The sequence below is a fragment of the Streptomyces sp. PR69 genome, from assembly GCF_026420845.1.
GTDB lineage: Bacteria > Actinomycetota > Actinomycetes > Streptomycetales > Streptomycetaceae > Streptomyces.
This window is the reverse complement of sequence record NZ_JAOWCB010000028.1, coordinates 1-13,989: the sequence shown is the minus strand read 5'-3', so window position 1 is coordinate 13,989 and position 13,989 is coordinate 1. Positions and strand designations below refer to the sequence as shown.

General features: G+C 71.9%; 8 protein-coding genes. All 8 read left to right on the top strand.

The window, feature by feature from the left end; translation table 11 throughout:
• The first annotated feature begins 71 nt into the window (after positions 1 to 71).
• A complete protein-coding gene (locus OF819_RS22690) occupies positions 72 to 1,997 on the top strand; it encodes a TIGR03960 family B12-binding radical SAM protein (protein ID WP_267245457.1) in 1,926 nt (641 codons plus the stop codon).
• Between the two features lie 357 nt (positions 1,998 to 2,354).
• The gene (locus OF819_RS22685; RefSeq protein WP_267245456.1) at positions 2,355 to 3,137 is read left to right on the top strand and encodes a TIGR03936 family radical SAM-associated protein; all 783 of its coding nucleotides are present in this window, start codon (positions 2,355 to 2,357) and stop codon (positions 3,135 to 3,137) included.
• A 231-nt stretch (positions 3,138 to 3,368) separates the two neighbouring features.
• The gene (locus OF819_RS22680) at positions 3,369 to 7,835 is read left to right on the top strand and encodes an Rne/Rng family ribonuclease (protein WP_267245455.1); all 4,467 of its coding nucleotides are present in this window, start codon (positions 3,369 to 3,371) and stop codon (positions 7,833 to 7,835) included.
• A gap of 260 nt (positions 7,836 to 8,095) precedes the next feature.
• Positions 8,096 to 8,416 carry a 50S ribosomal protein L21 gene (gene rplU / locus OF819_RS22675; protein ID WP_240138577.1) on the top strand — a complete coding sequence of 107 codons (321 nt, stop codon included), beginning with the start codon at positions 8,096 to 8,098 and terminating at the stop codon, positions 8,414 to 8,416.
• Between the two features lie 14 nt (positions 8,417 to 8,430).
• Positions 8,431 to 8,685 carry a 50S ribosomal protein L27 gene (rpmA, locus tag OF819_RS22670; RefSeq protein WP_071384751.1) on the top strand — a complete coding sequence of 85 codons (255 nt, stop codon included), beginning with the start codon at positions 8,431 to 8,433 and terminating at the stop codon, positions 8,683 to 8,685.
• 126 nt (positions 8,686 to 8,811) lie between these two features.
• On the top strand, positions 8,812 to 10,248 hold the full coding sequence (obgE, locus tag OF819_RS22665; RefSeq protein ID WP_267245454.1) for a GTPase ObgE: 1,437 nt from the start codon (positions 8,812 to 8,814) through the stop codon (positions 10,246 to 10,248).
• A 125-nt stretch (positions 10,249 to 10,373) separates the two neighbouring features.
• Positions 10,374 to 12,002 carry a glycosyltransferase family 2 protein gene (locus OF819_RS22660; RefSeq protein ID WP_267245453.1) on the top strand — a complete coding sequence of 543 codons (1,629 nt, stop codon included), beginning with the start codon at positions 10,374 to 10,376 and terminating at the stop codon, positions 12,000 to 12,002.
• 43 nt (positions 12,003 to 12,045) lie between these two features.
• Positions 12,046 to 13,029: a UDP-glucose 4-epimerase GalE gene (galE, locus tag OF819_RS22655; RefSeq protein WP_267245452.1), complete on the top strand. Its 984-nt coding sequence runs from the start codon at positions 12,046 to 12,048 to the stop codon at positions 13,027 to 13,029.
• Positions 13,030 to 13,989: the final 960 nt, after the last annotated feature.

Here is a 13,989-nt window from a genome sequence, read left to right as displayed (position 1 = left end):
GCGTACGGGCGTGCCTTCGGACCGCGTTAGTCTTGAGGGTCACCCCTGTCAGCTCACGAAGGTTTCCGGGTATGTCTGCCGAATCGGTCTTCCCGCAGCTCGAAGCTCTGCTCCCGCATGTGCAGAAGCCGATCCAGTACGTCGGCGGAGAGCTCAACTCCACGGTCAAGCCGTGGGAGAGCTGCGACGTCCGCTGGGCGCTTATGTACCCGGACGCGTACGAGGTCGGGCTGCCCAACCAGGGCGTCATGATCCTCTACGAGGTGCTGAACGAGCGCGAGGGCGTCCTGGCCGAGCGCACCTACAGCGTGTGGCCGGACCTTGAGGCGCTGATGCGGGAGCACGGCGTCCCGCAGTTCACCGTCGACAGCCACCGCCCGGTCAGGGCCTTCGACGTGCTGGGCCTCAGCTTCTCCACAGAGCTGGGCTACACCAACATGCTCACCGCCCTGGACCTCGCGGGCATCCCGCTGGAGGCGAAGGACCGCGGCGTCGACGACCCGATCGTCCTGGCCGGCGGTCACGCCGCGTTCAACCCCGAGCCCATCGCGGACTTCATCGACTGCGCGGTCATCGGCGACGGCGAGCAGGCCGTGCTGGAGATCACCGAGATCATCCGCGCCTGGAAGGCGGAGGGCCGCCCCGGCGGCCGCGAGGAGCTGCTCTTCCGCCTCGCCCGCACCGGCGGGGTGTACGTCCCCGGCTTCTACGACGTCGAGTACCTCCCCGACGGCCGCATCGGCCGTGTCGTGCCCAACCGCTCAGGCGTCCCGTGGCGCGTGTCCAAGCACACCGTCATGGACCTGGACGAGTGGCCGTACCCGAAGCAGCCGCTGGTCCCGCTCGCGGAGACCGTCCATGAGCGGATGTCCGTCGAGATCTTCCGCGGCTGCACCCGCGGCTGCCGCTTCTGCCAGGCCGGCATGATCACGCGCCCCGTGCGGGAGCGAAGCATCACCGGCATCGGCGAGATGGTCGACAAGGGTCTGGCGGCCACCGGCTTCGAGGAGGTCGGCCTGCTCTCCCTCTCCTCCGCCGACCACTCCGAGATCGGCGACATCGCCAAGGGTCTCGCGGACCGGTACGAGGACGACAAGATCGGCCTCTCGCTCCCCTCCACACGCGTGGACGCGTTCAACGTCGACCTCGCCAACGAGCTGACCCGCAACGGCCGCCGCTCCGGTCTCACGTTCGCCCCCGAGGGCGGTAGCGAGCGTATGCGCAAGGTCATCAACAAGATGGTCTCGGAAGAGGACCTGATCAGGACCGTGGCCACCGCGTACGGCAACGGCTGGCGTCAGGTGAAGCTGTACTTCATGTGCGGCCTGCCCACGGAGACCGACGAGGACGTGCTCCAGATCGCGGACATGGCGATGAACGTCATCGCCAAGGGCCGCGAGGTGTCGAAGTCCAACGACATCCGCTGCACGGTGTCGATCGGCGGCTTCGTGCCCAAGCCGCACACCCCCTTCCAGTGGGCCCCGCAGCTCTCCGCCGAGGAGACCGACGCCCGCCTGGAGAAGCTCCGCGACAAGATCCGCGGCGACAAGAAGTACGGCCGCTCCATCGGCTTCCGCTACCACGACGGCAAGCCCGGCATCGTCGAGGGCCTCCTCTCCCGCGGCGACCGCCGCATCGGCGCGGTCATCCGCGCCGTGTACGAGGACGGCGGCCGCTTCGACGGCTGGCGCGAGCACTTCTCGTACGACCGCTGGATGGACTGCGCGGACAAGACCCTGCCGGAGTTCGGCGTGGACGTCGCCTGGTACACCACGCGGGAGCGCACCTATGAGGAGGTCCTGCCCTGGGACCACCTGGACTCCGGCCTCGACAAGGACTGGCTCTGGGAGGACTGGCAGGACGCGCTGGACGAGACCGAGGTCGAGGACTGCCGCTGGACGCCGTGCTTCGACTGCGGCGTGTGCCCCCAGATGGACACGCATATCCAGATCGGCCCGACCGGCAAGAAGCTGCTGCCGCTCAGCGTGGTGAAGTAGCCGCCCGGAAGTGTTCAACAGCTCGGGGAGAAGGCCCGGCCACTCGGGGACGCAGGTGGCCGGGCCTTCGCATGTCCGCTGTCCTCCTCAGTCCTCCTCTGCCGCCCGTCGGACGGTCCGCCGGGAGGTGTACCGCGAGCCGCGAAATGGGGAGCGCGTACTCTGGGTAGAAGAGCCATTGTTCCCGGCGCGGCGGCCGGGCCCGAGATCTCCCTGTGCGACACGGGGGTGAGCCGGGCGGCCCCCCCAGGGAACACCCCGCACATCCAAGGGCGGCGCCGTACCGCGCCAGCCCAGCACCGAGGAGAAGAACCACTGGGCAAGCGACAGCCCGAAGGCCCGCCGCCCGCACCGGCAGTGCAGCGCATCCGACTGCGCTACACCAAGCGCGGCCGCCTCCGGTTCACCAGCCACCGAGACTTCCAGCGCGCCTTCGAGCGGGCGCTCCGGCGCGCCGAAGTGCCGATGGCGTACTCGGCGGGATTCACCCCGCACCCCAAGGTGTCGTACGCCAATGCCGCACCCACCGGCACGGGCAGCGAGGCCGAGTATCTGGAAATCGCCCTCACCGAGCACCGCGACCCGGAAACGCTGCGCAAGCTGCTGGACGAGTCGCTGCCCGAGGGGCTTGACATCACTGACGCCGTGGAAGCACGGACCTCCGGTCTGGCCGACCGGCTCACCGCCTCCGTGTGGGAGCTGCGGCTGGAGGGGGTCGGGACGGACGCCGCCGAGCGGGCCGTCTCCGCCTTCCTCGCCGCCGGGACCGTCGAGGTGCAGCGCAAGACGAAAAGCGGCATGCGCACCTTCGACGCCCGCGGCGCCGTCGCCGCCCTGGAAGCGGTCGACGGGTCCGGCAATAGGCCGGGGCAGGGGCCCTGTGCGATACTGCGGCTGGTTGTGCGGCACGTGACACCTGCCGTACGGCCCGACGACGTCCTGTCCGGTCTCCGAGCTGTGGCCGACCTGGCGCCGCCGGTCCCCGCAGCGGTGACCAGGCTGGCGCAGGGGCTCTTCGACGAGGAGTCCGGCACGGTGACCGACCCGCTCGCGCCCGACCGCGACGCTGCCCCGGCCGCTCCACCCACGGCCGCCGGGACCGCCGACGCGACGGTGCCGGAAGGTGCCGGTTCCGCTTAGGACGGTCGCCGGAGCGCAGCCCTGGCACTCGGGAGCCACCTGGGTCGGGCCGCGCGCAGACCAGAAGACTTTCGCCAGGCCGTGCGTATCGCGCGTACGGAACCGGCGAGCCATACATCAGCTCCCGTGCGGCGCCCGCGCCCCGGACGGCGGGGCCGCGCACATCACGTGGCCGCGGCCCGGACCGGAACCAGACGCGGCGCCCGGGAGCGCGACGGGAGAACCGCCCGCATGCACGAGCAAAACGGACCCGGCACCGCCGGGAACCACAACAACCACATCGAAGAGAACAACAGCCCGAGCGACACGCTGCCGCCGCGCCGCAAGCGCCGGGTCGCCTCGCGGCCGGCCGGTCCGCCGAGCGGTGCCGCGGAGGCGTCGGAGGCCGTCCAGGCCGTCGCCGCCGCCGAGTTCACCGGGCCGGAGGCCCTTGAGGCCGAGGCCGGGCCGGTGACCGTCGCGGCCGGGGCCTCCGCGCCCCGTGCTGGCCGCCGTGTCACGCGTAAGGTGACGGCTCCAGCGTCAGTGCCGGAGACGGCCGACGCCGAGGCTGCCGCAGCGCCCGAGGCAGTCGAGGCGCAGGCCGCCGCGCCGGAGGCCTCCGCGCCCCGTACGCGGCGTCGCGCCACCCGTAAGGCGACCGCTCCAGAGGCGACGCCGGAGACCGCCGGCGGCGAGGCTGCCGCAGAGCCCGGGGCCGCACCGCAGGAGGCCGTCGTGGCCGGGGCCTCCGCATCCCGTGCTGGCCGCCGTGTCACGCGTAAGGTGACGGCTCCGGCGTCAGTGCCGGAGACGGCCGACGCGGGTGCCGATGCCGAGACCGCCGCAGAGCCCGAGGCCGAAGCCGCCCCCGCTCCGGCGCGTACGCGTCGCCGCGCGACCCGTAAGACGGCCGCGCCCGCCGCGGAGGAGGCCGTCGCCGAGGAGGCCGTCGTGGAGCCGGAGACCGCTCCGGAGCCCGAGGCGGCTCCCGCGGCGCGTACCCGTCGCCGGGCCGTGCGCAAGGCCGCCGCGCCTGCCGCGGAGACGGAGGAGACCGCCGGGACGGCCGAGGCCCCCGCGCCGCGTGGCCGCGCCCGCCGCAGGGCATCTGCCCCCGCTGGCGCCCCCAAGGCCGCCCCGCCGGAGCCCGAGGCCGTGACGGTCGAGGCCGTGGTCGCCGAGCCCGCCGTCGAGGCGGAGACCGCGGAGACCGAGGCCCCGGCTGAGGCGGCCGCGCCTCGTACCCATGCCCGCCGCAGGGCGTCCGCCCCCGCAGGCGCGCCCAAGACGGCCGCCGAGGCCGAGGCGCCCGCCGCGGAGACCCCGGAAACCGCTGAGGCAGCCGAAGCAGCCGAGGCCGCGCCGAAGCGGACCCGCCGCCGGGCCGCGCGCAAGGCCGCCGCACCCGCCGGTGCGCCCCGGGCCGCCGCCGGAGCCGGCGAAGAGGAGACCGCGGCCGCCGAGGCGGGCGAGAGTCTCCCGCAGGGCGCGGTCACCGAGATCACCGCTCACCACGACGAGGTCGCGGCCGCAGAGCAGGCGGCCACCCGCGGCCGTGCGCGCCGCCGTGCCGCCTCGTCCGCCGCCCCGGAGTTCACCGTGCAGGAGCAGCCCGCGGAGCGCGAGGCCCCCGCCTCCGCCCGCCGTGCCGCACGACCCGCGGTCCCGGTCTTCCAGGCCCCCGTCTTCACCGAGCCGATGTTCCAGACCCCGGAGACGGCCGCCGCGGCCGCCGCCGCTGCCGCGCACGAGACCGGGGCGGAGGCGGAGGAGCCCGGCGCGGAAGCCGGGCAGCAGGCCGAAGAGGCCGCGCGTGCCGGCCGTCGTCGCCGCCGTCGCCGCGGTGAGCATGCCCCCGAGCCGGCCGAGACGGCCAAGGCCGTGGAGCCGGCCGAGGCGGAGACAGAGGCCGAGGAGCCCGCCGAGGGCGAGGAGCAGGAGGACTTCGAGGAGCGTCCCTCCCGGCGTCGCCGCCGTGGCGGCCGCCGCCGTCGCCGTGGCGAGGCCGCGGATGCCGAGGAGGCCGCGGAGGAGCGGGCGGAGCAGGCCGAGCCCGCCGGGGAGGCCGACGAGGAGACCGAGGAGCCGGAGGAAGAGGCGGAGGAGACCGAGGCCGTCACTCCGTCCGCCGCCGGGACCAGCAGCAGCCGCCGTCGCCGTCGCCGTCGCCGCCGCAGCGGTGAGAGCGCGGATGACGTGGGCGAGGACGAGCCGGAGCGTACGGTCGTCAAGGTCCGCGAGCCGCGCCCGCGCAAGGCCGAGGAGCCCTCCGACGAGGTGCAGTCCATCAAGGGCTCGACCCGTCTGGAGGCGAAGAAGCAGCGCCGCCGCGAGGGCCGCGAGCAGGGTCGCCGCCGGGTGCCGATCATCACAGAGGCGGAGTTCCTGGCGCGCCGCGAGGCTGTCGAGCGGGTCATGGTCGTCCGCCAGAGCGGCGAGCGCACCCAGATCGGCGTGCTGGAGGACAACGTCCTCGTCGAGCACTACGTCAACAAGGAGCAGGCCACCTCGTACGTGGGCAATGTCTACCTGGGCAAGGTGCAGAACGTTCTGCCGTCCATGGAGGCTGCCTTCGTCGACATCGGCAAGGGCCGCAACGCGGTCCTGTACGCGGGAGAGGTGAACTTCGAGGCGCTGGGCATGGCCAACGGCCCGCGCCGCATCGAGACCGCGCTCAAGTCCGGCCAGTCGGTGCTCGTCCAGGTGACGAAGGACCCGATCGGCCACAAGGGCGCCCGGCTGACCAGCCAGGTCTCCCTCCCGGGCCGCTACCTCGTGTACGTCCCCGAGGGCTCGATGACCGGCATCAGCCGCAAGCTGCCCGACACCGAGCGGGCACGGCTGAAGACCATCCTCAAGAAGATCGTCCCCGAGGACGCCGGCGTCATCGTGCGCACGGCGGCCGAGGGCGCGAGCGAGGAGGAACTGCGCCGGGACGTCGAGCGGCTGCAGGCGCAGTGGGAGGAGATCCGGAAGAAGTCGAAGAACGGCTCCAGCGCGCCCGCCCTGCTGTACGGCGAGCCGGACATGACCGTCCGCGTCGTCCGCGACATCTTCAACGAGGACTTCTCGAAGGTCATCATCAGCGGCGACGAGGCGTGGGAGACCATCCACGGCTATGTCTCGCATGTCGCGCCCGACCTGGTCGACCGGCTGCAGCGGTGGACCAGCGAGGTCGACGTCTTCGCCACCTACCGGATCGACGAGCAGCTGATGAAGGCGCTGGACCGCAAGGTCTGGCTGCCGAGCGGCGGCTCGCTGGTGATCGACAAGACCGAGGCCATGGTCGTGGTCGACGTCAACACCGGGAAGTTCACCGGCCAGGGCGGCAACCTGGAGGAGACCGTCACCAGGAACAACCTGGAGGCGGCCGAGGAGATCGTGCGCCAGCTGCGGCTGCGCGACCTCGGCGGCATCGTCGTCGTCGACTTCATCGACATGGTGCTGGAGTCCAACCGGGATCTGGTCATGCGACGGCTGCTGGAGTGCCTGGGCCGGGACCGGACCAAGCACCAGGTGGCCGAGGTCACCTCGCTCGGCCTGGTGCAGATGACCCGCAAGCGGGTCGGGCAGGGGCTGCTGGAGTCGTTCTCCGAGTCCTGTGTCCACTGCAACGGCCGTGGGCTGATCGTGCACATGGAGCAGCCGTCCGCCGCGGGCGGCGGCGGTGGCGGCAAGCGCTCGAAGAAGCGCGGCCGGGGCGGTGCGGCGGCCGAGCCGTTGGCCGCGCCCGCGGCCGAGGCCGTCACCGAGGCGGCGGCGGAGAGCGAGGCCGAGGTCGCGGCGGAGGCCGCTGCCCCGGCGGCGCTGCCCGAGCCCGCGTTCGCACCGGACGAGGAGCTGTACAGCAGCGCCGCGGAGGCGGAGGCCGCCGCGACGCGCGGCGGCCGGGGTCGCCGTCGGGCGACCCGCAAGGCGACGGCCCCGGCGGGCGCGCCGAAGGCGGCCGCTGAGCCGGTCGAGGCCCCTGCCGCCGCGCCTGCGGCTGCGGAGGCCGAGAAGGCGGCGGAGCAGCCCGTGGAGACGCCGGAGCAGCCCGTGGAGGCGGCCGTGGCGGCTCCTGCGGGCCGCACCCGCCGTCGTGCCACCCGTAAGGCGACCGCTCCGGCCGGGCCTCCGGCCGCCGCCGTGCAGGCGCCCGAGCCGGAGCACCGGCCCGCGCCTGCGGCGGAGCCCGCGCCTGCGGCCGCGCCTTCTGCTGCGGCCGAGCCTGAGCCGGTCCGTCCGGCCGTCGAGGCCGAGGCTTCCGCCGAACCGGCCCCGCCCCGCGCTCGCCGCCGTGTGACCCGCAAGGTCACCGCACCCGCGGGTTCCCCCGCGGGTGGGGAGGACACCGCGGTCGTCGTGGTCGCCTCGGCCCCGTCGCAGCCGCAGGCCGAGGGCGCGCCGGAGCCTGCGACCGCCGAGACGCGGGCCCAGCAGGCCCCGGAGGCCGTCGAGGCTGCCGAGGCCAAGCCGGAGGGCGAGCCGGAGGCCGAGCCCGCGCCCCCGGCCAAGAAGGCGGCCCGCAAGACCGCCAAGAAGGCCACGGCGAAGAAGGCAGCCGTCAAGAAGACGGCGACGGCCAAGACGCCGGCGAAGAAGGCCGCGGCGAAGAAGACGACGGCCAAGAAGGCGACGGCCAAGAAGACAACCGCCAAGAAGGCGGTGAAGAAGACCGCGGCTGCCGAGCAGACGCCGCTTCCGAGCGTGTCGGCCGACGCTTCCGAGGTCTGAGCACGTCGTCAGCGAGCAGCGGGCCCCCTCACGCGAGGGGGCCCGCCGCCGTCGGCGGGTCCATGCGCGACCCCGGTTTGACCCCCTGACCGGCCGCCCGTAACCTTGACCCTCGGCGTGTTTCCTTATGCGCCCGTCCCTGAGCACCTCCCTCCCGGCAGAGCCGGGAGAGGCCGCTCGTCCAATCGGATCACTCCGGGCCCCGGCCCGTGTGAGCGGCTGGCATCAGGGACTCCGTTTCGAGCGAGAGAGAGATCCGCGTGTACGCCATCGTGCGCAGCGGTGGTCGCCAGCACAAGGTTGCGGTCGGCGACATCGTTGAGGTTGACAAGATTTCCACTGCCAAGGTCGGCGACACGGTAGAGCTCTCTACCCTGCTCGTCGTCGACGGCGACGCCGTCACCAGCGACCCGTGGGTGCTGGCCGGCATCAAGGTCCAGGCCGAGGTCGTGGACCACCACAAGGGCGCCAAGATCGACATCCTGCGCTACAAGAACAAGACCGGCTACCGCCGTCGTCAGGGCCACCGCCAGCAGTACACGGCGATCAAGGTCACGGCGATCCCCGCCGCCGCGAAGTAAGGGACTGAGGAGACATGGCACACAAGAAGGGCGCATCGTCCACCCGGAACGGTCGCGACTCCAACGCTCAGCGGCTCGGCGTGAAGCGCTTCGGCGGTCAGGTCGTCAACGCCGGTGAGATCCTGGTCCGCCAGCGCGGCACCCACTTCCACCCGGGCGCGGGCGTGGGCCGCGGCGGCGACGACACGCTGTTCGCGCTGGAGGCCGGCGCGGTGGAGTTCGGCACCCACCGCGGCCGCAAGGTCGTGAACATCGTTCCGGTCGCCTGACCGGACTCTTGGCGAGGGCGGACCTCACTTCCCTTCCGGGAAGCGGGTCCGCCTTTCGCGTGTTAGATCAAGAAACATCCCACACGTCTTTTAACGCATACGCATCGGTACTGGAGGCAGACCACCATGACCACCTTCGTGGACCGCGTCGAGCTGCATGTCGCCGCGGGTAACGGAGGCCACGGCTGCGCCTCCGTACACCGGGAGAAGTTCAAGCCCCTCGGCGGCCCCGACGGGGGCAACGGCGGCCGCGGCGGCGATGTCATCCTCGTCGTCGACCAGTCGGTGACCACGCTGCTGGACTACCACCACAGCCCGCACCGCAAGGCGACCAACGGAAAGCCCGGCGAAGGCGACAACCGCTCCGGCAAGGACGGCCAGGACCTGGTGCTGCCGGTCCCGGACGGCACGGTCGTGCTCGACAGGCAGGGCAATGTCCTCGCGGACCTGGTGGGCCAGGGCACACGGTATGTGGCGGCCGAGGGCGGCCGCGGGGGACTGGGCAACGCCGCGCTCGCCTCCGCCCGCCGCAAGGCCCCCGGCTTCGCCCTGCTGGGCGAGCCCGGCCGAGTGGACGACATCGTCCTGGAGCTCAAGACCGTCGCGGACGTGGCGCTGGTCGGCTACCCGAGCGCCGGCAAGTCCTCGCTGATCTCCGTGCTGTCGGCGGCCAAGCCCAAGATCGCGGACTATCCGTTCACCACCCTGGTGCCGAACCTGGGCGTCGTCACGGCCGGCGCGACGGTTTACACCATCGCGGATGTGCCGGGCCTGATCCCCGGAGCCAGCCAGGGACGGGGCCTCGGCCTGGAGTTTCTGCGCCATGTCGAGCGCTGCTCGGTGCTGGTGCACGTACTGGACACCGCGACGCTGGAGTCGAACCGCGATCCGGTGACCGACCTCGATGTGATCGAGGAGGAGCTGGCGGCATACGGCGGTCTCGGCGACCGTCCGCGCATCGTCGTCCTCAACAAGATCGACATCCCGGACGGCAAGGACCTGGCGGACATGATCCGCCCGGATCTTCAGGAGCGCGGCTACCGAGTCTTCGAGGTGTCGGCCGTGTCGCGTACGGGGCTGAAGGAGCTCTCCTTCGCGCTGGCCGAGATCGTGGCCGCCGCCCGCGCGGCGAAGCCGGCGGAGGAGGCGACCCGGATCGTCATCCGCCCCAAGGCGGTGGACGACGCGGGCTTCACGGTCACCCGGGAGGACGACGGACTGTTCCGGGTGCGCGGCGAGAAGCCCGAGCGCTGGGTGCGGCAGACCGACTTCAACAACGACGAGGCCGTCGGCTATCTGGCGGACCGCCTCAACCGCCTCGGCGTCGAGGAAGAGCTGATGAAGGCCGGCGCCCGGGCGGGCGACGGCGTGGCGATCGGTCCGGAGGAGAACGCGGTCGTCTTCGACTGGGAGCCGACGGTCATGGCGGGCGCGGAGATGCTCGGCCGCCGAGGCGAGGACCACCGCTTCGAGGCCCCGCGACCGGCGGCACAGCGACGCCGCGACCGCCAGGCGGAGCGGGACGAGGCACAGCAGGAGTTCGACGGCTTCGAGCCGTTCTGAGCGGCAGAGGTGTTCGCCGTTCCGGCGGGAGGCCTTTCGCGCGGCCGTCATCTGCACCGACGCCGCGCGGGCCGGATCGCGTTCTCCCAGGCAGGGGCTTGAACGCCGTCCCGTAGGATTTCCGTGTGACCGTCTCCCCGCAGCCCACTGACGCTTCCGAAGGCGTGAGCGTCGTCGTCATCGCCTACAACGACGCCGAACTCGTCGGCGACGCCATTACCTCGGCCCTGGCACAGGGGCCGGCAGTCGCCGAGGTGATCGCGGTCGACGACGCCTCCACGGATGGCACTGGTGCTGTGCTGGACGGGCTGGCCCGGCAGGAACAGCGGCTGCGAGTGATCCACAGGCAGGACAACAGCGGCGGTTGCGGGACACCGCGCAATGACGGCATCGCCGCGGCCATCGCTCCGTACGTCATGTTCCTGGACAGTGACGACGTGCTGCCCCCCGGCGCTGTCGGAGCGCTGCTGGCCGCTGCTGAGGAGCATGGCGCCGAGGTGACTGTGGGGGCCGCCGTACGACGGGAGCTGCCCGAAGGCCGCGAGGTGCGCTGGCAGCCGGGGCTGTACCGGCAGGCCGCTGTCCACGAGGGGGCGGAACAGCACCCCGAACTGCTCCGGGACACGCTGTGCGTCAACAAGCTCTACCGCCGTGACTTTCTGATGGCGAACCAGCTGCGGTTCCCTGAGGGGAAGTTCGTCTACGAAGACTTCGCCTTCACAGCGGGCGTCCTGGCCGTAGCCTCCAGGATCGCGGTCATCCCGGACGTCGTCTACGTCTGGAACGTGCGCCGGGCGGCCAGGCAGGTGTCCATCTCCCTCGCCCGCAAGGGCATTGCGAACTGGGAGTCCCGGATAGCCGCCCATGCGAAGGCGGTCGAGGCGTTCGCCAAGGCCGACCGCAAGACGCTCGCTGCTGCGTGCCGCACCAAGTTTCTCGACTACGACCTGGGCATGTACCTTCGTGAGCTGCCGTCCCGCGATGCGGGATACCAGCGGGACTGGTGGCGTTTGACGCGTGCGTACCTGGCCGGCTTCGAAGCGGGGGAACGTGCGGCGGCGTCTGCTCCTGCCCGCTGGGCGGCCGCTGTGATCCTCGCCTGTGAGGCGCCGCGCGATCTGGACCGGCTCGCTCAGCTGTCCGCTGCGCACCCCCGGCTACTGCCGCCGTATACCGGCCCTGCCGCCGCACCCGTGTGGTCCGACGACCTGCCCGAGGCGGCATTGGACGGCATCGGCGCACTGACCACAGCAGAGTTGCCGCTCACCGCCGACGGTACGGTGCACACCGGTCGCCGGACGACGCTTGAGCTGCGGGTGCACGAGCTGTATGGGCGGATCGAGGCGGCCGGGGGGGTGTGCTCTGCGGCGGTGGACTTCGTGCCGCGTGACGGAGTCGAAGCCGGGGCGACAGTTCCCGTCGCACTGAGCCGGACGGCGGACGCGCAGGGCTGGTGCGGGCGGGCGGAGGTCCCGTTGGAGCAGCTGGCGGCCAGGGGAGGGCGTTCCACGGGGATCTGGGAGGCGCAGGCCCGGCTCGGGTTTGCGGATGGCAGCCAAGCCGTCGTGGCACTGCGGGCCATGGAGGGAAGCCTGGGACGGCGGCTGGCTCGAGGTGGGCGGTACGGTGTTCTGCTGGTGCGCCTGCACCGGACGTCGAGCGGCTCGCTCTCCGTGCGGCTCGCGTCGGGTCCGCATGCATTGGCGGGCATTGTCAGACGCAGGCTGCGCAAGTCCTTCCGACCGCCTCGCTGAGTCACGGATACTTGACCAAACACCTCGAAGAGAGACAGAGCACATGACATACCTGATCACCGGTGGCGCCGGCTATATCGGCGCTCATGTCGTACGGGCGATGACGCAGGCTGGCGAGCGGGCGGTCGTACTCGACGATCTGTCGACGGGAGTGGCGAGCCGAATCCCGCAGGGCGTTCCGCTGGTGATCGGGTCCACGCTTGACCGTGAGCTCCTCGACCGCACCATCGCCGAGCACCGCATCACCGGCGTGGTGCATCTGGCGGCGAAGAAGCAGGTCGGGGAGTCGGTGGAGCAGCCGCTGCACTACTACCGGGAGAATGTGCACGGCTTGACCGTGCTGCTGGAGGCGGTCGCCGCCGCCGGTGTGCGCAACTTCCTGTTCTCGTCATCGGCCGCGGTGTACGGCATGCCGGACGTCGATCTCGTGACCGAGGATACGCCCTGCCTGCCGATGAGCCCCTACGGCGAGACCAAGCTGGCGGGCGAGTGGCTGGTGCGTGCGGCGGGCAAGGCCCATGGCATCTCGACGGCGTGCCTGCGCTACTTCAACGTGGCGGGCGCAGCCGCGCCGGAGCTGGCCGACATCGGCATCTTCAACCTGGTGCCCATGGTCTTCGAGCGGCTCGACGCTGGTGACTCCCCACGGATCTTCGGCGACGACTACGGCACCGCCGACGGCACCTGCGTGCGCGACTACATTCATGTCGAGGACCTGGCTGACGCCCACTTGGTGGCAGCACGCCAGCTGGCCGCCTGGGCCAGGGCGGGGGAGCCGCGCGACCTGACGGTGAACATCGGCCGGGGCGAGGGCGTCTCCGTTTGCGAGATGGTCAACCTGATCAACGAGATCACCGGTCACACCGTCGAGCCTGAGGTCACCCCGCGCCGCCCCGGTGACCCGGCCCGCGTCGTCGCCTCCGCCGACCGCATCGCGGCCGAGCTGGGCTGGAAGGCCCGCCATGACGTCCGCGACATGATCACCTCCGCTTGGGCCGGCTGGACGACCCACCGCCAGCAGACCTGACCCTGCCTCAGGGCGAGCCCCAAGAGGGGCGGGAATACGGGGCTGACGTCCCCCATACTCAAGGGTCTAGCGAGCCAGGGAAAGCATTCGGCGTACCTTAGTGTCGGCGGCGGAGCGTCTCGGCCGCGGACACCTGCAGCAGGGTGCCGTCTGGACCCGGGTGGCTGGGATGTCCTGGCAGAAGCCGTTGTCCCGCAGCCGCAGGGCGTTTTCCCAGGCGCCTGGCGGAACTGCCCGCAGCAGGACCCGAGCAGTGATCCGGCCAGCGGCGTCGACGTCCGCTACGGCCTCCACAGCGAACGGCTCGTGCCCCCCCCGAGCGGTGTACACCAGCTGTACCCCCGCATGCGTGGCCAGCCTCGGCGCGGTCGCGGCCACTTCGACGGTGGCCCGTCCCAGGCGGCCCTGCCGTAGCGAGCCCCGCGCGTCACGCCCCAGCGGGAAGCGGCTCGCACCGATGCCGAGGTTGAGGCGCCCGTGTCTGTCGGAGTGGAAGGCGGTCACAGCCATCGGCCTGGCCGCCCCGCGCCGGATAATCCGTGGCTCGGGCAGCGCCTCGTATGCCGGACCCTCGGGCCGTGGCAGCCAGGCTTCTTTCTGGAGTCTGCCGATTGTGACGGCGAAGCGCATAGTCCAGATGCTCTCGGGGAGAGGCCCGCCGTCCGAGGCGCGTCCGAGGTCGATCGCCGCTGTGTACGTGCCGTCCGTCGACTCTGCCGGGCTGCGGCACGTCCGGCTCTTGCACTGCAGCAGCAGCGCGGCCCGCTGCCCTGCCGGATCCCCTAACGCGTCGAGCCGGGCCTTCCCCTGGAGCTTGAGGACGGTCTGTCCCATTCGTGCGAGGTCAGCTCCTGGCGCAGCAGCACACGTGAGGTGATCCCCAGGATTTCGCCGTGGAAGTGGTGCTCCATCAGCTGGTCGCGGTCCGGCCCCGCCGGCACATGGTCGGCAACCAATCGC

What these genes read in the sequence shown, in the direction of transcription:
- galE (WP_267245452.1), top strand. Translation starts at nt 12,046, where the DNA reads ATGACATACCTGATCACCGGTGGCGCCGGCTATATCGGCGCTCATGTC.
- OF819_RS22690 (WP_267245457.1), top strand. Translation starts at nt 72, where the DNA reads ATGTCTGCCGAATCGGTCTTCCCGCAGCTCGAAGCTCTGCTCCCGCAT.
- obgE (WP_267245454.1), top strand. Translation starts at nt 8,812, where the DNA reads ATGACCACCTTCGTGGACCGCGTCGAGCTGCATGTCGCCGCGGGTAAC.
- OF819_RS22680 (WP_267245455.1), top strand. Translation starts at nt 3,369, where the DNA reads ATGCACGAGCAAAACGGACCCGGCACCGCCGGGAACCACAACAACCAC.
- rpmA (WP_071384751.1), top strand. Translation starts at nt 8,431, where the DNA reads ATGGCACACAAGAAGGGCGCATCGTCCACCCGGAACGGTCGCGACTCC.